Raw genomic sequence first — 20,181 nt, forward strand, 5'->3', positions numbered from 1 at the left:
AGAATAGTCTCAAGATTTTTCAAGAAAACCGTGAAAATCTGTGAATTCAGAGTCTTTTATATTCTTAAGGCTTTTCGTTTAGGTCAACCCCGTTTTCTTCTAAAATCCCAACCATAAAATCAAATAAATCGTGTATCTCATTTTTGCTCGATGCCTTTCCTATACTACCAGCAAAATAAAGTGCAAACCAAACAATAACCATTAAAAACATAAGGCTTAATTGTATGGCGTAATCATGTTTTAAATTCCAGTTGGTATATGCCCAAATTCCAAAAGCAATAAATAAGCCCGCCACCATAAAATGTAAAAACATAAACATGGTCCAAACCGTTGGATTAGGGCCAAACAAACCGTGTAGCGTACTAAAATTGTTGTCGGCCTCATTTATTTCCAAATGCAATTGCGGCGACCAAAATTGTTGTTTTTGTTTGGGTAATTTAATAAACACGTGGTCGTCTATCCTACTAACTATAAATTCGTTTTGTGTGGTTTTAGCATCTTCAAAAGCCTTTAAAAGCGTTTCGTTATTTTGATTTAATTCCATTTTAAATCGCGGACGTAAAACAACCTCATTGGTAACTGGCATACTTCATTTTTAATTTTAGAAAAGTAACATTTTTTATTTAAATTATAAATCGTTTTTAATCTTTACTTAAAAACCGTGTTGCATTGGGTATATTTCCTATTTTTGCAAAATATTTCAAAAGAGATATAAAATTCAGTCTTAGACTGTTATAGAAGTAAAAAGCATGAGTAATATAGTAGCCATAGTAGGTCGTCCCAATGTAGGGAAATCAACGTTTTTTAATCGTTTAATTCAGCGGCGAGAAGCCATTGTAGATGCCACAAGTGGCGTAACCAGAGATCGCCATTACGGTAAAAGTGATTGGAACGGTAAGGAGTTTTCGCTTATCGATACGGGTGGTTATGTTTTGGGAAGCGATGATGTTTTTGAAGCTGAAATTGATAAACAAGTAGAGCTGGCCATTGACGAAGCCGATGCCATTATTTTTATGGTTGATGTTGAATCGGGCGTAACCGGAATGGATGAAGACGTTGCCAAATTATTGCGTAAAGTTAATAAGCCTGTTTTTTTAGTTGTCAATAAGGTTGATAATGCCAAACGGTCTGAAGATGCCGTAGAGTTTTACGCCTTAGGTTTGGGCGATTATTACACCATTGCCAGTATTAATGGAAGTGGAACGGGCGAACTTTTGGATGCATTGGTTGAAGCATTACCGGAAAATGAGGACAAGGTAGAAGAAACCTTGCCCAGATTTGCGGTTGTTGGTCGTCCAAATGCCGGAAAATCATCGTTTATAAATGCTTTAATTGGAGAAGATAGATATATTGTTACCGATATTGCAGGCACCACGCGTGATGCTATCGATACCAAATACAACCGTTTTGGTTTTGAGTTCAATTTGGTTGATACGGCTGGAATCCGCAGAAAATCTAAAGTAAAGGAAGATTTAGAATTTTATTCGGTGATGCGTAGTGTACGTGCCATTGAGCATGCCGATGTGTGTTTGTTGGTTTTAGATGCCACTAGAGGTTTTGACGGACAGGTACAAAATATTTTTTGGTTGGCAGAACGCAACAGAAAAGGTATTGTGGTTTTGGTGAATAAATGGGATTTGGTTGAAAAAGACCATAAATCGATGAAAGAATTCGAGAAATCCATCAGAAAACAAATGGAGCCTTTTACCGATGTGCCTATTGTTTTTATTTCAGCGTTAACAAAACAGCGTATTTTTAAAGCTATCGAAACGGCCGTTGAGGTTTATAAAAACCGTACCAAAAGGATAAAAACCAGTCAGCTAAATGATATATTGTTGCCCATTATAGAAAACTATCCGCCACCGGCTTACAAAGCAAAATTCGTAAAGATTAAATACATTATGCAATTGCCAACACCACAACCGCAATTTGCTTTTTTCTGTAATTTACCTCAGTATGTAAAAGATGCGTATAAGCGTTTTCTTGAAAACAAACTGCGTGAACATTTCGATTTTACGGGCGTTCCTATTAGTGTTTATATGCGGAAAAAGTAGATGCCTAAATTGGTTAGGATAGTGTTACCAACTTCCGCCAGCACCACCTCCGGAAAAGCCACCGCCACCGCCAAATCCGCCAAAACCACCGCCGCTGGAACCGCCGCCAAAACCGCCACCAAAACCACCAGAGCCTCTGCGGTAGTTACCACGGCCCATATTGCTTAATATAATGGCTTCTAAAATATCGCTGGCCGGCGATGATCTGCGCCCTCCATTTCTACCGCCACCGCGTCTGTTATTAGAAATGGAAATAAGAATTATAATAAAGATAAAAACAAGAATAATTATAAAACCAACCGGAAGTCCATTTGTTCTTTTCGATGGTTTTTGGTTGTTTTTATATTCACCGCTTAAAACCTGAAAAATAGCATCAATGCCTTTGTCCAATCCACTATAATAATCATTGCGTTTAAATTCAGGAATAATTATATTTCGTATAATTTCTCCATTTATTCCTGCAGTTAGTTTGTGTTCAACACCGTAACCAGGAGAAATCCATATTTTTCTGTCATCTTTTGCCAATAAAACAAGGATACCGTTGTCTTCTTTTTTTTGGCCAATTCCCCATTTATGACCCCATCGAGGAGCAAGCAATCCAATGTTTTCTCCTTTTGTTGTTGGTATGATTACAATTAAAATTTCAGTAGAAGTAGAATCGTTGTAATGTTTTAATTTATCATATAATAGTTGATATTCTTTGGTGCTTAAGGTTTTTGTACTGTCTATTACAGGCGGAATAAAACTAGGCTTTTTAGGAATGTTATACTGCCCAAAAGAAAGATTGAAAGCACAAAAAAGCATTAAAAAAGTAACGATAAACTTCACTTCTTTTTTTAGTGATGGAATACTTAAAACTGAATATTGCATATTAAAAGTTATCCTTTTGATATTTCGTTTGAAAGTTCGTTGTTGTCGTTATGTTTCCACGGAAAATGATGGGCAAGTTCGGTACCTGCTTTTTTAACGCCCTCAACTAAGCCTTGTTTAAAATTGCCGGCTTTAAAATGCGTTTGCATGATATCTTTCGTGCTGTTCCAAAAATTATTGGGAACCACGTCGTTAATGCCTTTGTCGCCATAAATAACAAAACTTCTATCATCAACCGCAACATAAATTAAAACCCCATTTTGTAGTTTGGTGTTATCCATTTTTAAATAATGAAACACTTCCATGGCACGGGAAAACACATCGGTTTTTGAGGTTTTTTCAATATGCACACGTATTTCTCCAGAGGTTTTTGCTTCAGCAATTCTGATAGCTTCTATGATTTCCTGTTCTTCATCTACGGAAAGAAAATCTTCTATTTTAGACATGTTGTTTTAGTTTGAAAAATCTACTTTAACAGGTTGGTTGGCACCGGCTTCTGAATCAAAATATGGTTTTTCATCAAAGTTTAATATACCGGCAAGTATAGTATTTGGAAATTCATTCACATGGATATTATAAGGTTTTATAGCTTCGTTATATCGTGTTCTTGCTGTTTGAATCGTGTTTTCGGTGCTCGTTAACTCGTCTTGTAGTTTTAAGAAATTTTGATTGGCCTTTAAATCGGGGTAGCGTTCTACGGTTACCAACAAACTTTTTAATGCACCGCTCAATCCACCTTGTACTTGATTGTACTGTGCCAATTGTTCCGGTGTCACATTTGCGGGGTCTATGGTAATTGAAGTTGCCTTGGCACGTGCGTTAACTACGGCCTCTAATGTGCTTTTTTCAAAATCGGCGGCACCTTTTACCGTGTTAACCAAATTGCCTATAAGATCGTTTCGGCGTTGGTATGAGGTTTGTACATTTCCCCAAGCTTCTTTAACGCCTTCGTTTAAATTAACTGCCGTATTATTAAACCCTTTTCCCCAGGAATATAAACCAATTACAAGTATTCCTAAGATAATCCATGGTAAAAATTTCTTCATTGTTGTTGTGGTTTTTTAGTTGATTTTTTTAATGTCACTATTATAGGTTGATAATAAACCGAAAATGTTACAAATGATTTTTAATTTTAATCAATTGATTTTTTACATCTTCAAGTTTACTTATAATTTCAAAGTTGTTTAAAGTCTCTTTTTTGCCTTCTTTTAAATGGATTTTAGCGCCATCTAAAGTAAAACCGCGCTCCTTAACTAGGTGGTAAATAAGCTTTAGGTTTTTAATGTCTTCGGGTGTAAATTTACGGTTGCCTTTGGCGTTCTTTTTTGGTTTAAGCGCATCGAATTCCTTTTCCCAAAAACGAATTAATGAGGTGTTTACATTAAAAGCCTTGGCTACTTCGCCAATAGCATAATATCTCTTTTCTGGTAAATCTATATGCATTAATCTAATGATTGATTTTCTAACGAGGCGTGTTCTAGTAATTTACTGAATTCTTCAGCAGTTAAACTACCATAATAAAAGTTTATAGGATTAATGCGTGTGCCATCCTTCCAAATTTCGTAATGTAAATGTGGCGCTTCAGAGCGTCCTGTGCTACCAACAAAACCTATCAAATCGCCGCGTTTCACTTTTTGGTTTCGTTTTACATTGTACTTATACAAGTGGGCATATAAACTCATATAGCCAAAACCGTGGTCTATTCTAATATGTTTGCCATAACCGCTCGACCCTGCATCGGCACGCTTTACAATACCGTCTCCCGTGGCGTAAACAGGTGTGCCTCGTGGTGCGGTAAAATCCATGCCCCAGTGCATTTTTCTAACTTTGGTAAAGGGGTCGGATCGCATGCCGTAACCCGATGCCATACGCGTTAAATCCTCGTTGCTAACGGGTTGAATGGCTGGTATGGCAGTTAATAGTTTTTCTTTTTCTGCGGCCAAAACAGTAATTTCATCCAGCGATTTAGACTGAACCACAATTTGTTTTTGTAAAATATCCAAGCGTTTATTGGTTTCGATAATCAATTCAGAATTATCGAATCCTTCTAAATTTTTATATCTGTTAATTCCGCCAAAACCCGCTTTTCGTTGCTCTTCGGGTATGGGGTTTGCCTCAAAGTAAATACGGTAAATATTGTTGTCTCTATCGGCAACGTTGGCAAGAACCGCTTCGGCCTCGTCCATTTTTTTATTCAATAGTTCAAATTGCAACTGTGCATTTTGAAGCTCTCTTTTTAAAGCCTTTTCCTTGGGCGATTCAATATATAAATTCCCAATAAAAATAATGATGAAGGAGAACAGAAAGGCGGCTAAAAGAAAAAGTGAAATATAGGCAAATGTTTTTCTTTTTTTGCGCTCAATTTTCCGATAGGAAAGCGATTCCGGATCGTAATAAAATTTTACCTTACTCATTGTTTAAATTATACTATTTTTGCTAAAATTTAAGATGATTTATCCTCTTATAATTATAACCAAACGAACAAACCTACAAAAAAATTATCTTATGTTTTGCAATAATAATTCAACCCTAGGTTCACGCTGTCCTAAATTTAAAATAAATTTGCAGCATAAATATAAAAATTGTTTCTCATTAAAAGCAATTTAGCGGAAACAAGATTTACAAAATATGTACATGAAGTCACAAGATATTCGATCGAAATTTTTAAGTTTTTTTAAAGAAAAGAAACACAGCATTGTGCCGTCTGCACCCATGGTTTTAAAAGACGACCCCACATTAATGTTTGTAAACTCCGGTATGGCACCTTTTAAAGAGTATTTTTTAGGGCATGCACAACCAAAAAACAATAGAATTGCCGATACCCAAAAATGCCTGCGCGTTTCTGGAAAACACAACGATTTAGAAGAGGTTGGTTACGATACGTACCATCATACCTTGTTTGAAATGTTAGGAAACTGGAGCTTTGGCGATTACTTTAAAAAAGAAGCCATAGCTTGGGCCTGGGAGCTTTTAGTTGATGTTTATGGCATTGATAAAGACATATTATACGTTACCGTTTTTGAAGGAAGTGATGATGACGATAAACTCCCCATGGACACTGAAACTTACGATTTTTGGAAACAATACATTTCTGAAGACCGCATTTTAACAGGGAATAAAAAGGATAATTTCTGGGAAATGGGAGACCAAGGCCCCTGCGGACCATGCAGCGAAATCCATGTTGATATTCGCTCTGCAGATGAAAAAGCAAAAGTAAACGGGAAAGATTTGGTAAACATGGATCATCCGCAAGTGGTTGAAATATGGAATCTGGTATTCATGCAATACAACCGAAAAGCCAATGGTAGCCTTGAAAATTTGCCTGATAAGCACATTGATACCGGCATGGGCTTCGAGCGTCTTTGTATGGTGTTGCAAGGTGTGCAATCCAATTACGATACCGATGTGTTTACGCCCATAATTAGAGAAATTGAAACCATAACCAATAAAAATTACGGAAAAGACGATAAGACCGATATTGCCATTCGTGTTATTTCAGACCACGTTCGTGCGGTAGCGTTTTCAATAGCCGATGGGCAGTTGCCAAGCAATACGGGTGCAGGTTATGTAATTCGCAGGATTTTGCGTCGTGCCGTGCGTTACGGATTTACTTTTCTCGATAAAAAAGAACCGTTTATTTACCGATTAGTTGATGTTTTAAGCAATAAAATGGGAGATGCTTTTCCGGAATTAATCGCTCAAAAACAACTCATAGAAAACGTTATTAAAGAAGAAGAACAATCCTTTTTAAGAACTTTAGACCAAGGATTGGTATTGCTAAATCGTATAGTTGACGAAACCACAGGTGATACCGTTTCTGGCGAAAAAGCTTTCGAATTGTACGATACTTACGGGTTTCCAATAGATTTAACGGCTTTAATTCTTTCTGAAAAAAACTTGAAGTTAGATGAAAAAGGTTTTAATGAACAGCTTCAAAAACAAAAAAACCGTTCGCGAGCAGCCAGCGAAATGTCTACCGATGACTGGACCATTTTAAAGGACGATGCCGTAGAAGAATTTGTTGGTTACGATACACTTGAAGCCAATGTAAAACTGACCAAATACAGAAAAGTCACTTCCAAAAAAGATGGCGATATGTATCAATTGGTTTTCAATATAACACCGTTTTACCCCGATGGTGGCGGGCAAGTTGGCGATAAGGGCTATTTAGAAGACGCCCACGGCGATGTGGTTTATATTTTAGATACAAAAAAGGAAAACAACGTTATTATCCATTTTGCCAAAAATTTGCCCAAGGATTTAAATGAAACTTTTAAAGCCGTTGTAGATGCCAAACAGCGTTACAGAACCGAGTGCAATCATACGGCTACACACTTATTGCACCAAGCTTTAAGAGAGGTTTTGGGCGAGCATGTCGAGCAAAAAGGTAGTGCTGTACATTCAAAGTATTTGCGATTCGATTTTTCTCATTTTTCAAAGTTGAGCGTGGAGCAATTACGCGATGTCGAAAATTTTGTGAATAGCCGAATTGAAGGGAAATTGCCGCTAATTGAAAAGCGAAATATCGCTAAGGAAGAAGCCCTTGCGGAAGGAGCGATGAGTTTGTTTGGCGAAAAATATGGCGATACCGTGCGTTCCGTTCGATTTGGGCAATCCATTGAGCTTTGTGGCGGAACACATGTAAAAAACACAGCGGATATATGGCATTTTAAAATCATATCGGAAGGTGCTGTGGCGGCCGGAATACGACGTATTGAAGCCATTACCAACGATGCCGTTAAAGATTATTATTCTGAAAATAATCGGGCTTATTTTGAAATGAAAGATTTGCTTAACAATGCCAAAGAACCCGTAAAAGCACTGCAGAATTTACAAGATGAAAATGCGAGCCTTAAAAAGCAAATTGAAGGGTTGTTAAAAGATAAGGCGAAAAATATAAAGGGCGAACTTAAAAACGAATTACAAGAAATAAATGGTATTCGGTTTTTAGCTAAAAAGCTGGATTTGGATGCAGCCGGTTTAAAAGATGTGGCTTTCGAGTTGGGGAGTCAGTTTGATAATCTGTTCTTATTGTTTGCCACCGAACAAAACGGAAAAGCATTATTATCCTGTTATATTTCAAAGGAATTGGTAGCCAGTAAAGGTTTAAATGCAGGACAAGTAGTAAGGGAATTGGGTAAATTTATTCAAGGCGGCGGCGGCGGTCAACCGTTTTTCGCTACAGCTGGTGGAAAGAAACCAGATGGCATTGATGAGTCTTTAGCTGAAGCTAAGAAGTTTATAGAATAAAAGTTATAACGCAGAGCTTCACAGAGTAAAAAAAACACAGAGATTCTCAGAGAATTTTAAAGGTAAAGTTTCTCTGTGAGTCTTTGTGATACTCTGCGAACCTCCGTGTAATAGTTGCGAGTTTATGAAACTACAAACCAAAATAACACTTCAACCACAGCAACATAATCAAATAGATTATAAATCTAATGTCTTGTTATTGGGTTCGTGTTTTGTTGAGAATATTGGTAACAAATTAAACTATTTTAAGTTTCAGAACCTTCAAAATCCCTTTGGTATTTTATTTCAACCTTTGGCCATTGAGAAGTTAATAACCAATGCTATAAATGAAAAAGAATATTCAGGAAACGACATTTTTTTTCACAACGAGCAATGGTATTGTTTTGATGCACACTCTAAGTTAAGTAACGCTTCAAAAGAAGACTTGTTAACTGATTTAAACAAAAGAATCAAATACACAAATCAACAAATTAACGAATCCACACACATCATAATTACGTTGGGAACCGCTTGGGTTTACAGATATGTTGAAACAGATACTATCGTAGCCAATTGCCATAAAGTACCACAGAAAAAATTTTTAAAAGAATTGCTTTCGGTTGATGAAATTTCAAAATCTTTGCAGTCCATTGAGGAGCTAATTAGAAGCGTTAACAAAAAGGCATCTATTCTATTTACCGTATCTCCAGTGCGTCATTTAAAAGATGGTTTTATTGAAAACACGCAAAGCAAAGCACATTTAATTACAGCAATTCACCAAGTGGTTGGGCCAAGAAACAATCTACACTACTTTCCTTCTTTCGAAATCATGATGGACGAGCTGCGCGATTATCGTTTTTATAATGAAGATATGTTGCATCCCAACCAAACGGCCATCAATTATATTTGGGAGAAATTTCAAAGTGTTTGGATATCTAATGAAGCTTCAAAAACCATGGAAGCGGTTGATGGTATTCAAAAAGGTTTGCAACATAAACCCTTCAACCCTAATTCAGAAGCACATCTTCAGTTTCTTCAAAATTTGGAACTAAAAATAAAAGAGATTCAATCTGCACACCCAAAAATTTCATTTTAATTTAAATTCTTTTTTCAGTATTGATTCTTGTTTCTAAAAGCGAAGCGATCTAACCTCTTTTTATAAAATATACGCAATTCATCGTATTGACTTCACACTCATTTAATTGCAATTTTGGTCGTACAATTTTAAACAAACTAACCAATGAAAAACTTAAAACAATACATTCTATTATTAACAAAACCATTTGTACTTGCAATCATAATAAATACATATTGTTGTCGAGATTTAGTGATTATATGTAATGGATTACATTATTGCGCTTAATCTTTTTTTATAACATTTGGTCGAAAAATTAACTAACATATCACTTTAAGTTGTAGATTTAAACTGCTATTAATCAGTTCATATCAAAAAACATCGATTGCTATAATCATTTTAAATGGTTTGCAGTTGATGTTTTTTTTGTAAATGAGTTTCTCGGTTAACGAAGCAATATAGATTGAAAGAGTCGTTGTCGCAAAGTCGGGAACCTTAATCCAATAATGTGTTTGCTTTTAGTTAAAGTTTCTTTCCTCTTAAAAAATATTTCTAAATTAGTGCATGCGAAAAATTCTATTTGGTGTCATCATTACATTGGTCGTTTTATTCACTTTTAAATATTGTGATAAAAAAAAGGAGGACAAAATCGTGCTTCACGAAAGTTCGGCACTCATTCAAAAGCAAATCAAAAATGTGGGTAAATTAATTGTTACCGAAGGCCATTTTAGCGAAGTTTTCAACTATAAAAATTCCAAAGAGATTTTTGGCGAGTACTTTACTTCGGACAAAAAAGCATTGGTTGTTGTTAATGCCGAAGTAACCATTGCATACGATTTAAGTAAAATTGAATTTAAAATTGACGAAGCCACCAAAACACTTCAAATAATAAGTATCCCAAAAGAAGAAGTGAAAATAAATCCAGATTTGGAATATTACGATATGCAATCCGATTTTTTAAATCCGTTTGAAGCCAAAGATTATAACGCTATTAAAAATACCGTTAAAGCATCGTTGACTAAAAAAATAGAAGCATCTGATTTAAAAGCAAATGCTAAAAATAGACTGATTAGCGAGTTGTCAAAATTCTATATTTTAACCAATTCCCTGGGTTGGACATTAACGTACAATGACACGCCAATGGAATCGTTGGACAACTTTCAAAACTTAAAACTGTAATTGCCCGTTATGGATAAAGCGACTTTACAAAACGTCCACAATCGTATAAAACCGTACATTCATAAAACGCCGGTGCTAACCTCAAAATTAATAGATGACATATGTGGTGCCCATGTATTTTTTAAATGTGAAAACTTCCAAAAAATGGGTGCCTTTAAAATGCGAGGAGCCGCTAATGCTATTTTAAATTTAACCGAAGCACAGAAAATTAAAGGCGTTGTAACCCATTCGTCGGGTAATTTTGCGCAGGCCTTATCCTTGACAGCAAAACAAATAGGTGTTAAGGCTTATATTGTCATGCCCAAAAATGCACCGCAAGTAAAAAAAGATGCGGTAAAAACCTATGAAGGGATTATTTTAGAATGCGATTCAAACATCAAAGCGCGAGAAGATGAAGCTCATAGGGTTGTAATTGAAAAAGGCGCAACTTTTATTCATCCATCAAATAATGATGATGTGATTTACGGCCAAGGTACTGCGGCCATGGAATTGCTTGAAGATTACCCCGATTTGGATTATATGTTTACACCCGTTGGCGGGGGTGGTTTATTGGCAGGCACGCTTTTGGCAGCAACATATTTTTCTAAAAATTGCAAAGTAATTGCTGGCGAACCTAAAAACGTTGATGATGCTTACAGATCGTTAATATCTGGAAATATTGAAAAAAACGATACCACAAATACCATTGCAGATGGATTGAGAACCCATTTGGGCGATAGGAATTTCCCAATCATTAAAAAACATGTTGAAAAAATAATACGTGTTGAAGAAGATGAGATTATTCACTCCATGAAACTCATTTGGGAACGCATGAAAATCGTTATCGAACCATCAAGTGCCGTAGCTTTTGCCGCCGTTTTAAAACAAAAAGATGCGTTTAGAAACAAGAAAATAGGCGTTATACTTTCAGGTGGAAACGTAGATTTAAACAACCTTTCTTTTGCGCTACAGCGCTAATTTGCTATTCAGACTATACCAGCCACCGCCATTTATCGCTTCAATACCGTTGCTTTTTAAAATGGTTGCAGCACTCGCCGAACGCATACCACTTGCACAACAAGTTATTACTGGTTTATTTTGTTTTTTTATCTCTTTAATTTTAGAATTGATGCTTTGTAACGGTATGTTTTTAGACCCAGGAATAGCGCCTTGAATATACTCGCCATGTGTTCTAACATCAATAACAATAGCGCCTCTAGTTTTGAAGTCTTCAATTTTTTTCTGTTTTTTGTTGCCAAAAAGAAAGCTAAATAATCCCATGTTGTAATTTTTATTTGTACAAATATCCAATTAATTTTAAAGAAGAATGTAACATGTGTTACCAATAATTTTATATATTCAGCCAAAAGAATTTAATAATGCAACCATACGTTACTTTAACTGTAGAAGGCCAAATTGGAGTGATTGAGTTTTTCCATCCAGAACACAATGCCATGCCTAGCGATAATCTTAAAAAACTGCAAAACACTATTGTTAAAGCTGGTAACAACGATGCCGTTAAAGTTATTGTTTTAAAAAGTGGTGGCGACCGAACTTTTTGTGCCGGTGCCAGTTTTAAAGAGCTAATTGCCATTGATGATGCCAAATCCGGAAAGCAGTTTTTTTTAGGTTTTGCCAATGTTATTAACGCTATGCGAAAATGCCCAAAGTTAATTATTGGTCGTGTGCAAGGTAAAGCAGTTGGCGGCGGCGTTGGTTTGGCGGCAGCAACCGATTATTGTTTGGCAACCCAATATGCCGCCATAAAACTCAGCGAATTGAGCATTGGCATTGGGCCTTTTGTTATCGAACCAGCGGTGTCTCGAAAAATGGGGCAGACAGCTATGTCTCAAATGACGATTAATGCAGAGCAATTTTATACTGCAGAATTTGCAAAAGAAAAAGGCTTGTACGCCGATGTTTTTGATAGTGTTGAAACTTTAGACGAAGCTGTAAAAACCTTGGCCGAAAAATTGGTAGGCTATAACCCCGAAGCTTTAAAAGCAATGAAAGACGTGTTTTGGAAAGACACATCGCATTGGGACAACCTTTTGGAAGAACGTGCCAAAATGAGCGGAACACTGGTGTTAAGCGCCTTTACTAAAGAAACTTTGAAACGGTTTAAGTAAGTTGAGCATTGTTGTGTCATTCTGAACTTGTTTCAGGATCACATTAAGTTTTTAGGATATTTTTTAATTATGCGACCCTGAAATAAATTCAGGGTGACGATAAAAGTTTATCTTTTCGTCATTCCGAGGAGCACCAAAAAGTGCGACGTGGGAATCTGTTTGTCCAATAAATTGTTTTGTTGAAATCGTATTTTTAATCTAAGATATTGTTACGCCCTTCCTCCTCATAATGACCTAGGTTTTCAACAATCCCCAACCCGTCATCAATCAAATGCCCGATTTCGGGCTTGTTTTGTTTAATGGTTTCTAAATGATTTATAATGCTTTTGCACAATTTACTTTCATTTCCTATAAAAGCAAGTTCGTAAAGTTCAACAGGCAATAACCAATCGTTTGGATGGTTTTCAATAAGTTCCTCCAAAACCTTGGTTCTGGAAATGGTTTTGTTTGTGCCATTTCGGTAATCTCTCACTTGGTGATAAAGTGCTTCGAGATTGAGTAATTCTTTAGACTTTTTTACACGAATGGTTTGTGAAGAAGGCACATGGGTAATTAAATCGAAACTGTTATTATCCGCTGGTCCCGAAAATGCCGAAACAATGTCTTTGCCAACAGCCATATCGTAAATGCCCCATTCCGGTTTAAACAAAATCGTGTCGTTATGTGTAACCGTGCAGTTATTTAAACTAATCAATATGATTTTGCCTTGAAGGTTTCGTTTTCCGGTAATAATTTCACCAGAAACTTTAATGCCGCCTTCAAATTCCAGCGTAACAAGCTGTTCTTCATAAATATTGTAAGCGCTTAAATCGCGCGGACTCATATCTTCAATAGCGAGATTAATGCCTTTCAGTTTCCCAATGGGTGATCCAAAGCCTTTTAAATGTGTTTCCGTACCATGGCCAACCAACTCTTTTTCCCTGTAAGCCAAAGCGGTTTTGCCCGTGGTTTGTATGTAAATGGGCTTGCCATCGTGAGCAATAACATTACTAAACACGCCAGAAATTTGTATGCCCGTGCTCAATTCGATGGTACCCAGTGCTTGGGAATGAATGAGTTTATTAACCCCAGAAAGCCCGCCTTTACGCAGCGACATTGTGTTGGCGAATTCTTCTAAAATTAAACTTAAATGCGCAAAATCCGGTGTAACAAAAAGTTGGGGTTGCGGTTTTGTAATGTCGAAATCCTTAAAGGTGGCATCAATATTATAGGGTAGTTTTTTGACTTCATCAGTCATGCACCACGCGCTTTCGCCAATAGACGATAACAAGCCTGCACCGTAAATTTTTGGGTTTTCCAAGGTGCCGATTAAACCATATTCAACCGTCCACCAATGCAGGTTTCGTATCAGAGCCATTTCACTGGGTTCACCCATGTTTTTTTGTAAATCTTCTACTTTTTTTTCCGCGGAAGCGATATCGGATTCTTTAGAATTTGGTGCTTCTTTGATGATAGAAAGATGTCTTACGGCTTCGTACAATTCATAATCCTTTGCCGACGAAATGGCTTTACAACCAATCTCTCCAAAGCGTCGTAAATATTCGGCATATTCTGGGTTGGCGATAATGGGAGCGTGTCCTGCTCCCTCGTGAATAATATCGGGAGCCGGTGTGTATTCAATATGTTCCAATTGCCTAATATCACTGGCAATAACCAGCACGTTGTAGGCTTGAAATTCCATAAAGGCATTGGGTGGGATAAAGCCATCAACCGCTACGGCTGCCCAACCAATATCTTTTAAAATGCGGTTCATCCCGTACATATTGGGGATGCTATCAATAGAAATCCCCGTTTGTTTTAAACCGTCTAAATACGATTTGTGCGCCACTTGAGTTAAAAAATCGACATTCTTTCGCATCACATAACGCCAAACCGCTTGATTGATAGCCGAATAATCATCGTAGTTTTGCGGTTTTATAAACTGTTTTAAATGCTCCGGCAAACGATTTAAAATAGGATTTGATGTATATGAATTGGACATGGTTTCGAATTAGGTAACTTTATGTAAAAATACGAACTCTTAATAAATGGGACGCTTCTTGGTTATTAAATTTAAGGATTCTTATAGTTTTAATGGTTTAAAATGGGTTTTAGGATGAACCGTTATTAAAATGAATTTGTATCTTTCAATAAAATAAGAAAATATGTATACATACAGAGCGAAAATAATTGATGTTTACGATGGCGATACCGTAACGGCCGTGGTGGATTTGGGGTTTCTTCATTCTCAAGAAATGAAATTACGGCTTTATGGCATAGATACTCCCGAAATGAGAGGGCCGGAAAAAATTGAAGGTAAAAAGGTGCGGGATATTGTACGTGAGATGATTCTTGATAAAGAAGTTACCATCCGTACCTACAAAGATAAACAGGGTAAATACGGGCGCTATTTGGCTAATATTGTTTTGGAAGACGGGCTGGAAGTTAACCAATGGTTGGTTGATAACGGACATGCAAAACCTTATTTGCCGTAAATAAAAAAGCAACCCGTTAAAGTTGCTTTTTATTGGAATTTGGAATTTTATTTTTTTTGTCCTGATAGTTATCGGGATTAATACCTCGTGCATTTGCTCCGAAGTAGTTTATTGTTGCATTCCCGGAGGATATTTTTCCAGAATTTTAGCAACAAACTCTTTTATACGGTCGTCTTTTTTCTCCATGTTTTGCGATAAATAGCCGGTTCCCATACCTTGCCATACCAATTCTTTTTTATTGGCATCAATTAAATCTACATATAAAACACCTTCTGTTGAACGCGAAACCGAACTGGTATTATAAGTATTCCAATACCAAGGATGCCATCCCCAACCGTAGCCGTAAGGGCCAAAACCGTTATTGTAAATGTTTATTTTTTCGCGGGATTTTGTAAACAGACTCACCAATAAATCTGGGTTTTCAGATTTAGTAAAGCCTTTTGCCAAAAGTTCGGTTTCAATAGCACGAAGGATTCGGCGCTTGTCTAAATCGCTAATTTCAGCCTTATCGATACCGGTTTTGTAAAAAGCAAAGGTTTTGTAAGCGTTAAAGTTTGCATTTTTATCGTAATCGGTTGCCACTCTCACCGAGCTGCAAGAGGATACTAAAAGTAACAATGCTAAAAGTGGTAATGTTTTAAAAAGTTTTTTCATAGCCTTAATATTTAGTTTTCTTTTTTATTTCTAAAATACAAAAATTCATTTACAAATTTTGATTTTTAGGTAATATTAACATCAATAATCGTACCAAGGAAATTAAAACAAAACTGTTATGTCCATTGTTTTTTTTCTGTTTTTTAATGGCGTTTTTTTATTTCCCTGTTCTGTGCTCAGTTGATGGATTGTAACCGTATGGGCAATGTCTGCAACCGCTTTCGCAACAATAGCCACGTTTTAAATGGTATTGCTCGGTAAAACAGCGGTAGCCTTCTGGCGTTAAGTAGTAATCGCCTTCTTCAATGGGGATGATTTTCTTCATTATATGGCAAATATAGCATATATTGGAAAACCATTCCTTGAATATTCAATCAAGGTTTTTATTTATTGGTCATGTTCACGAAAGTGGAAATTGGATTGATTTTTGAGTGTAGTTGTTTATGATTTTTATTTCGAAATACTTAGTGCCAAAAGGATACACGGGATTAACCATTTTTCCTTTTGTATTTTTAAAATCGATTCGGTTTAAAACGGATTATGTTTTAATTAACCACGAGAAAATTCATTTAAAACAGCAATTGGAAATGCTTTTGATTCCGTTTTATTTGGTTTATGGATTGGAATTTTTGTTTCGATTAATTCAATATAAAAATTGGAATGTTGCTTACCGTAATATTTCTTTTGAACGCGAAGCTTACACCAACGAATTGGATTTAGATTACCTAAAACAACGTCCGTTTTGGGGATTTTTAAAGTATCTTCGCGTCAATGATTTTTAAGCTTGAACATAGTGTCAATCAACCCGTGATTTTACCACAAAACAAAGGTGTTGCGTTGTTTGTAAAACGCGAGGACAGCATACATCCTTTCGTTTCGGGCAATAAATACAGAAAGCTAAAATACAATTTTATTGAAGCCAAAAACAGAGGCCTTAAAACACTGCTCACTTTTGGTGGCGCGTATTCAAATCATATTGCCGCGGTCGCCGCAGCTGGACAAAATCAAGGCTTTAAAACTATAGGCGTTATTAGAGGCGATGAGTTGTTTAATAACATCGAAAACAACCCAACCCTAAGTTTTGCAAAACAATGCGGCATGCGGTTTAAGTTTGTATCGCGTGAAGATTATCGCAATAAAACCTCTCAAGCGTTTATCGATAATTTAAAAAAAGAATTTTCGGCGTTTTATTTAATTCCGGAAGGTGGCACCAATCCTTTGGCCATTAAAGGTTGCGAAGAAATATTAACTAAAGATGACGCAAATTTCGATTTTATATGCACATCGGTTGGAACGGGGGGCACGATTTCAGGGCTTATAAATAGTTCGGCAGCCAATCAGCAAGTTTTGGGTTTTTCGGCTTTAAAAGGTGATTTTTTAAAAGAAGATATTAGTAAATTTGTAACCAAAACCAATTGGAAACTCGTAACCGATTATCATTTTGGAGGCTATGCTAAAATAAATGAGGCGTTAATCAGTTTTATTAATGATTTTAAAAAAGATTATCAAATACCCTTAGACCCTGTTTATACAGGGAAAATGATGTTTGGAATTTACGATTTAATCGAAAAAGGGTATTTTCCAAAAGGGTCAAAAATATTAGCCATCCACACAGGGGGTTTGCAGGGCATTGCTGGAATAAATGCGATTTTAAAAAAGAAGAATTTACAAATTATTGAATAAAAAATGAAGCGGATAGTATTAATATGTTGTTTAGTAACTGTGGTTTTTAGCTGTCGTTCTAAAAAAGCGATTGTAACCAAAAAAGAAAAAAACAAAACTGAGCAGGTTGAAACTAAAGTTGAAACCACCGAAACCGAAGGTAGAGTTACGGTTACACCGCCAAAGGTTTACACCAGTAAGGTTGAAAAATATATTGATACTTATAAGGCCATTGCGCAAACCGAGATGCAATTGTACCATATTCCGGCAAGTATTACCTTGGCCCAGGGCATTTTGGAATCGGGTTCTGGTTACGGGCGACTTTCGGTGGAAGCCAACAATCATTTTGGAATAAAATGCCATGAATGGACCGGGAAAAAGATCTATCACGATGACGATAAAGAACAAGAATGTTTCCGAAAATATAAAGACGCCAAATACTCGTTTAGAGACCATTCGCTGTTTTTAACCGAGCGTAAACGCTACGCAAAACTCTTCAATCTTAAAAAAGAAGATTACAAAGGTTGGGCCAAAGGCTTAAGAGCTGCGGGTTACGCTACCGATAAAAAATATCCACAGAAATTAATCAGTTTAATTGAGCGTTACAAGTTGTACGAATACGATAAAGAAGTGTTGGGTGATGCCTATGTAAAACACGAAGAACCCATATTGAGCGATGTTGTAACCTATACCGTAACTAAAGGCGATACCCTGTATTCAATCTCAAGAAAGTATAATATTAGTGTAAAAGAACTTCAAAATATAAATGGTTTAAACGATAACACCATCAGTATTGGACAGGCATTGATTGTTAAACCATCATCAAAAAATTAATAAAACACATGAATTACAAACGTAGTAGCGCTTTGTTTGCGCAAGCTGAAACCGTTATCCCTGGAGGTGTAAATTCGCCCGTACGTGCTTTTAAAGCCGTTGGAGGAACACCCATTTTTGTAAAAGAAGCCAAAGGCGCGTATTTGTACGACGAAGACGGCAACAAGTTAATCGATTATATAAATTCGTGGGGTCCCATGATTTTAGGTCACGCCCACAAACCGGTTGTAAATGCGGTAATTGATAAAGCCAAAAAAGGAACCTCGTTTGGCATGCCAACCGAAATTGAAACCAAAATCGCCCAATTAGCGGTTTCCATGGTGCCAAATATCGATAAAATCAGGTTTGTAAATTCGGGTACCGAAGCCTGTATGAGTGCGGTGCGTTTGGCACGAGGTTATACGGGAAAAGATAAAATCATAAAATTTGCGGGCTGCTACCATGGGCATTCCGATTCGTTTTTAATCCAAGCGGGTAGTGGTGCGGTAACTTTTGGGTCGCCAAATAGTCCGGGAGTAACACAAGGCACAGCAAAAGACACGTTGTTGGCTCGTTATAACGATATTGAAAATGTAACTGAATTAATTGAAGCCAACAACAACGAAATAGCCTGTATTATTATTGAGCCCGTTGCAGGTAATATGGGCTGTATTCCACCAAAAGAAGGTTTTTTACAAGCGTTGCGTGATGTATGCGATGCTCATAATATCCTTTTGATTTTTGATGAAGTGATGACGGGTTTCCGATTGGCAAAAGGTGGCGCCCAAGAACTGTTTAATATCAATGCCGATATTGTTTGCTTCGGAAAAGTAATTGGTGGCGGATTACCCGTTGGTGCTTTTGCGGCACGAAACGAGATTATGAATCATTTGGCACCATTGGGTCCCGTGTATCAAGCGGGGACTTTAAGTGGTAACCCGTTGGCTATGGCTGCAGGATTAGCGATGTTAAATGAATTGGATAATGACGCTGAAATTTTTAACCGTTTAGCTGAAAAAACAGCGTATTTGCACGAAGGCATAGCCAAAGTTTTAAATGAAAATAACATTGTGCATACCATAAATAGAGTGGGTTCGATGATTTCGGTACACTTTGATGAGGGTGAGGTTGTAGATTTTGAAACTGCTGCGAAAGGCAATAACGATACCTTTAAAAAGTTTTTCCACGGTTTGCTTAACGAAGGGGTTTACATTGCGCCAAGTGCTTTTGAAACCTGGTTTATTACCGATGCTTTAACTTATGAGGATTTGGATTTTACTATTGCTGCGGTTAATACGGTTGCGGAAACACTGTAATTCAAATCGAGATTTAATTGGTGTTCAAAAAAACAAAACGCATTTCTGAATTCAGAAATGCGTTTTTCATCAACCAAACTATAATCAACTAACCAACCAAAAAAGTTATTGTTGTTTTTTCTTGCCGTGTCCTTTTTTACGGTATTTGTTTTTGTGCATTTTTTTTGCTTGCCCTTTTTCCCATTTAGCGTATTGCTCGTTATTTAAAATGTCTTTCATTTTTGCTTTCATCGCTATTTGATGGTCCAATTTTGCATTCATCATCGCATAACGCTCCTCTTTTGTTGGCTTTTCGGCATTACCACTTTCCTTTTTTGCTTTACGCGCTTCCATCATCGCTTTTCTTTTTGTAGCGTTCTCCAAATTAATTTTCTGGATTTTGGCTTGCTGCGATTCGTTTAAATCTAAATGCAAGGTCATTTTTTTGGTTTGCAGTGTCGCTATTTCTTCGGGAGAAAGCATTATCATTTTATCGCCTCTTTCTTTGTTGGCGTGCTCTCTTTTTTGTTCTTGCGCTGTGGCTTGCAATGCTAATAAAGCGACGGCGATTATTGCTATTTTTTTCATTTTTATTATGTTTTGAGTTATTTGTAGTTAGGACTAAAACAAAACAAAAAGGTTTAATAGGCTTCTTTTAATTAACGTGATGTTAACATATTTTGGTTGTTGATTACTTGGCTTGAGCAAAGGTTTTGGCGTATAGGCCCCGCGTTAGGGATTGTTGTCCTTCGACAAGCTCAGGATAAA

At 36.7% G+C, this 20,181-nt stretch carries 22 protein-coding genes; 11 read left to right on the plus strand and 11 right to left on the minus strand.

What is annotated here, in order from left to right; all coding sequences use genetic code 11:
- Window positions 1–64 precede the first annotated feature (64 nt).
- Window positions 65–586, minus strand: coding sequence for a GTP-binding protein (locus tag RNZ47_RS10855; protein ID WP_311939843.1), 522 nt, complete (start codon window positions 584–586; stop codon window positions 65–67).
- A gap of 163 nt (window positions 587–749) precedes the next feature.
- On the opposite strand from RNZ47_RS10855, the gene der reads away from it, so the two are divergent.
- A complete protein-coding gene (der, locus tag RNZ47_RS10860) occupies window positions 750–2,054 on the plus strand; it encodes a ribosome biogenesis GTPase Der (protein ID WP_311939845.1) in 1,305 nt (434 codons plus the stop codon).
- A gap of 24 nt (window positions 2,055–2,078) precedes the next feature.
- On the opposite strand, the gene RNZ47_RS10865 is transcribed toward der, so the two are convergent.
- From RNZ47_RS10865 to RNZ47_RS10885, 5 genes are all read right to left on the minus strand, one after another.
- A complete protein-coding gene (locus RNZ47_RS10865) occupies window positions 2,079–2,924 on the minus strand; it encodes a TPM domain-containing protein (RefSeq protein WP_311939847.1) in 846 nt (281 codons plus the stop codon).
- Window positions 2,925–2,932: 8 nt separating this feature from the next.
- Complete coding sequence (locus tag RNZ47_RS10870; RefSeq protein WP_311939849.1) at window positions 2,933–3,370, minus strand: TPM domain-containing protein; 438 nt, start codon at window positions 3,368–3,370, stop codon at window positions 2,933–2,935.
- Between the two features lie 6 nt (window positions 3,371–3,376).
- Window positions 3,377–3,970: a LemA family protein gene (locus tag RNZ47_RS10875; RefSeq protein ID WP_311939851.1), complete on the minus strand. Its 594-nt coding sequence runs from the start codon at window positions 3,968–3,970 to the stop codon at window positions 3,377–3,379.
- Window positions 3,971–4,037: 67 nt separating this feature from the next.
- Window positions 4,038–4,367: a MerR family transcriptional regulator gene (locus RNZ47_RS10880; RefSeq protein ID WP_311939853.1), complete on the minus strand. Its 330-nt coding sequence runs from the start codon at window positions 4,365–4,367 to the stop codon at window positions 4,038–4,040.
- Window positions 4,367–5,338 carry a M23 family metallopeptidase gene (locus RNZ47_RS10885; protein WP_311939855.1) on the minus strand — a complete coding sequence of 324 codons (972 nt, stop codon included), beginning with the start codon at window positions 5,336–5,338 and terminating at the stop codon, window positions 4,367–4,369. The genes RNZ47_RS10880 and RNZ47_RS10885 overlap by 1 nt, the downstream gene beginning before the upstream one ends.
- Window positions 5,339–5,558: 220 nt before the next feature.
- Here RNZ47_RS10885 and alaS point away from each other — a divergent pair, with 220 nt between their 5' ends.
- The 4 genes from alaS (at window position 5,559) to RNZ47_RS10905 (ending at window position 11,364) form a co-directional block, all read left to right on the plus strand.
- Window positions 5,559–8,174, plus strand: a complete 2,616-nt coding sequence (gene alaS / locus RNZ47_RS10890; protein ID WP_311939857.1) for an alanine--tRNA ligase — start codon at window positions 5,559–5,561, stop codon at window positions 8,172–8,174.
- Between the two features lie 124 nt (window positions 8,175–8,298).
- The gene (locus RNZ47_RS10895) at window positions 8,299–9,249 is read left to right on the plus strand and encodes a GSCFA domain-containing protein (protein ID WP_311939859.1); all 951 of its coding nucleotides are present in this window, start codon (window positions 8,299–8,301) and stop codon (window positions 9,247–9,249) included.
- A gap of 543 nt (window positions 9,250–9,792) precedes the next feature.
- Complete coding sequence (locus RNZ47_RS10900) at window positions 9,793–10,407, plus strand: DUF4230 domain-containing protein (RefSeq protein ID WP_311939861.1); 615 nt, start codon at window positions 9,793–9,795, stop codon at window positions 10,405–10,407.
- A 9-nt stretch (window positions 10,408–10,416) separates the two neighbouring features.
- A complete protein-coding gene (locus RNZ47_RS10905) occupies window positions 10,417–11,364 on the plus strand; it encodes a pyridoxal-phosphate dependent enzyme (protein ID WP_311939863.1) in 948 nt (315 codons plus the stop codon).
- Here the strand turns inward: RNZ47_RS10905 and RNZ47_RS10910 are convergent.
- On the minus strand, window positions 11,353–11,667 hold the full coding sequence (locus RNZ47_RS10910; protein ID WP_311939865.1) for a rhodanese-like domain-containing protein: 315 nt from the start codon (window positions 11,665–11,667) through the stop codon (window positions 11,353–11,355). The genes RNZ47_RS10905 and RNZ47_RS10910 overlap by 12 nt on opposite strands.
- Before the next feature lie 95 nt (window positions 11,668–11,762).
- Here RNZ47_RS10910 and RNZ47_RS10915 point away from each other — a divergent pair, with 95 nt between their 5' ends.
- Window positions 11,763–12,515 carry an enoyl-CoA hydratase/isomerase family protein gene (locus RNZ47_RS10915; protein ID WP_376717824.1) on the plus strand — a complete coding sequence of 251 codons (753 nt, stop codon included), beginning with the start codon at window positions 11,763–11,765 and terminating at the stop codon, window positions 12,513–12,515.
- Between the two features lie 193 nt (window positions 12,516–12,708).
- Here the strand turns inward: RNZ47_RS10915 and RNZ47_RS10920 are convergent, their stop codons facing one another.
- A complete protein-coding gene (locus RNZ47_RS10920) occupies window positions 12,709–14,496 on the minus strand; it encodes an aromatic amino acid hydroxylase (protein ID WP_311939869.1) in 1,788 nt (595 codons plus the stop codon).
- Window positions 14,497–14,659: 163 nt separating this feature from the next.
- On the opposite strand from RNZ47_RS10920, the gene RNZ47_RS10925 reads away from it, so the two are divergent.
- Window positions 14,660–14,989 (plus strand): thermonuclease family protein, encoded by a 330-nt coding sequence (locus RNZ47_RS10925; protein WP_311939871.1) that lies wholly within the window; start codon window positions 14,660–14,662, stop codon window positions 14,987–14,989.
- A 108-nt stretch (window positions 14,990–15,097) separates the two neighbouring features.
- Here the strand turns inward: RNZ47_RS10925 and RNZ47_RS10930 are convergent, their stop codons facing one another.
- A complete protein-coding gene (locus RNZ47_RS10930) occupies window positions 15,098–15,643 on the minus strand; it encodes a DUF4136 domain-containing protein (RefSeq protein WP_311939874.1) in 546 nt (181 codons plus the stop codon).
- Window positions 15,644–15,800: 157 nt separating this feature from the next.
- Entirely contained in the window at window positions 15,801–15,968 is a 168-nt protein-coding gene (locus RNZ47_RS10935) for a C1orf53 family protein (RefSeq protein WP_311939875.1), read from the minus strand.
- Between the two features lie 118 nt (window positions 15,969–16,086).
- Here RNZ47_RS10935 and RNZ47_RS10940 point away from each other — a divergent pair, with 118 nt between their 5' ends.
- Genes RNZ47_RS10940 through hemL form a run of 4 tightly spaced genes read left to right on the plus strand, consistent with a single transcriptional unit; the run spans window position 16,087 to window position 19,434 of the window.
- Window positions 16,087–16,425 (plus strand): hypothetical protein, encoded by a 339-nt coding sequence (locus tag RNZ47_RS10940; protein WP_311939876.1) that lies wholly within the window; start codon window positions 16,087–16,089, stop codon window positions 16,423–16,425.
- Window positions 16,415–17,326: a 1-aminocyclopropane-1-carboxylate deaminase/D-cysteine desulfhydrase gene (locus tag RNZ47_RS10945; RefSeq protein ID WP_311939878.1), complete on the plus strand. Its 912-nt coding sequence runs from the start codon at window positions 16,415–16,417 to the stop codon at window positions 17,324–17,326. Before RNZ47_RS10940 ends, RNZ47_RS10945 begins: the two co-directional genes overlap by 11 nt.
- Before the next feature lie 3 nt (window positions 17,327–17,329).
- Entirely contained in the window at window positions 17,330–18,139 is an 810-nt protein-coding gene (locus RNZ47_RS10950) for a glucosaminidase domain-containing protein (RefSeq protein WP_311939880.1), read from the plus strand.
- 8 nt (window positions 18,140–18,147) lie between these two features.
- Window positions 18,148–19,434, plus strand: coding sequence for a glutamate-1-semialdehyde 2,1-aminomutase (gene hemL / locus RNZ47_RS10955; protein WP_311939882.1), 1,287 nt, complete (start codon window positions 18,148–18,150; stop codon window positions 19,432–19,434).
- A 105-nt stretch (window positions 19,435–19,539) separates the two neighbouring features.
- Here the strand turns inward: hemL and RNZ47_RS10960 are convergent, their stop codons facing one another.
- On the minus strand, window positions 19,540–20,001 hold the full coding sequence (locus tag RNZ47_RS10960) for a DUF4890 domain-containing protein (RefSeq protein WP_311939885.1): 462 nt from the start codon (window positions 19,999–20,001) through the stop codon (window positions 19,540–19,542).
- Between the last annotated feature and the right edge of the window lie 180 nt (window positions 20,002–20,181).

This window comes from Hwangdonia seohaensis (assembly GCF_031932625.1).
Lineage (GTDB): Bacteria > Bacteroidota > Bacteroidia > Flavobacteriales > Flavobacteriaceae > Hwangdonia > Hwangdonia seohaensis.

Excerpts from the sequence above, each read along its gene's own strand:
- hemL (WP_311939882.1), top strand. The coding sequence starts at position 18,148 with ATGAATTACAAACGTAGTAGCGCTTTGTTTGCGCAAGCTGAAACCGTT.
- RNZ47_RS10960 (WP_311939885.1), bottom strand. The coding sequence starts at position 20,001 with ATGAAAAAAATAGCAATAATCGCCGTCGCTTTATTAGCATTGCAAGCC.
- RNZ47_RS10920 (WP_311939869.1), bottom strand. The coding sequence starts at position 14,496 with ATGTCCAATTCATATACATCAAATCCTATTTTAAATCGTTTGCCGGAG.
- der (WP_311939845.1), top strand. The coding sequence starts at position 750 with ATGAGTAATATAGTAGCCATAGTAGGTCGTCCCAATGTAGGGAAATCA.
- RNZ47_RS10910 (WP_311939865.1), bottom strand. The coding sequence starts at position 11,667 with ATGGGATTATTTAGCTTTCTTTTTGGCAACAAAAAACAGAAAAAAATT.
- RNZ47_RS10950 (WP_311939880.1), top strand. The coding sequence starts at position 17,330 with ATGAAGCGGATAGTATTAATATGTTGTTTAGTAACTGTGGTTTTTAGC.
- RNZ47_RS10880 (WP_311939853.1), bottom strand. The coding sequence starts at position 4,367 with ATGCATATAGATTTACCAGAAAAGAGATATTATGCTATTGGCGAAGTA.
- RNZ47_RS10885 (WP_311939855.1), bottom strand. The coding sequence starts at position 5,338 with ATGAGTAAGGTAAAATTTTATTACGATCCGGAATCGCTTTCCTATCGG.
- RNZ47_RS10855 (WP_311939843.1), bottom strand. The coding sequence starts at position 586 with ATGCCAGTTACCAATGAGGTTGTTTTACGTCCGCGATTTAAAATGGAA.
- RNZ47_RS10870 (WP_311939849.1), bottom strand. The coding sequence starts at position 3,370 with ATGTCTAAAATAGAAGATTTTCTTTCCGTAGATGAAGAACAGGAAATC.
- RNZ47_RS10900 (WP_311939861.1), top strand. The coding sequence starts at position 9,793 with ATGCGAAAAATTCTATTTGGTGTCATCATTACATTGGTCGTTTTATTC.
- RNZ47_RS10905 (WP_311939863.1), top strand. The coding sequence starts at position 10,417 with ATGGATAAAGCGACTTTACAAAACGTCCACAATCGTATAAAACCGTAC.
- RNZ47_RS10865 (WP_311939847.1), bottom strand. The coding sequence starts at position 2,924 with ATGCAATATTCAGTTTTAAGTATTCCATCACTAAAAAAAGAAGTGAAG.
- RNZ47_RS10930 (WP_311939874.1), bottom strand. The coding sequence starts at position 15,643 with ATGAAAAAACTTTTTAAAACATTACCACTTTTAGCATTGTTACTTTTA.
- RNZ47_RS10940 (WP_311939876.1), top strand. The coding sequence starts at position 16,087 with ATGATTTTTATTTCGAAATACTTAGTGCCAAAAGGATACACGGGATTA.
- RNZ47_RS10875 (WP_311939851.1), bottom strand. The coding sequence starts at position 3,970 with ATGAAGAAATTTTTACCATGGATTATCTTAGGAATACTTGTAATTGGT.
- alaS (WP_311939857.1), top strand. The coding sequence starts at position 5,559 with ATGAAGTCACAAGATATTCGATCGAAATTTTTAAGTTTTTTTAAAGAA.
- RNZ47_RS10925 (WP_311939871.1), top strand. The coding sequence starts at position 14,660 with ATGTATACATACAGAGCGAAAATAATTGATGTTTACGATGGCGATACC.
- RNZ47_RS10895 (WP_311939859.1), top strand. The coding sequence starts at position 8,299 with ATGAAACTACAAACCAAAATAACACTTCAACCACAGCAACATAATCAA.
- RNZ47_RS10935 (WP_311939875.1), bottom strand. The coding sequence starts at position 15,968 with ATGAAGAAAATCATCCCCATTGAAGAAGGCGATTACTACTTAACGCCA.
- RNZ47_RS10945 (WP_311939878.1), top strand. The coding sequence starts at position 16,415 with ATGATTTTTAAGCTTGAACATAGTGTCAATCAACCCGTGATTTTACCA.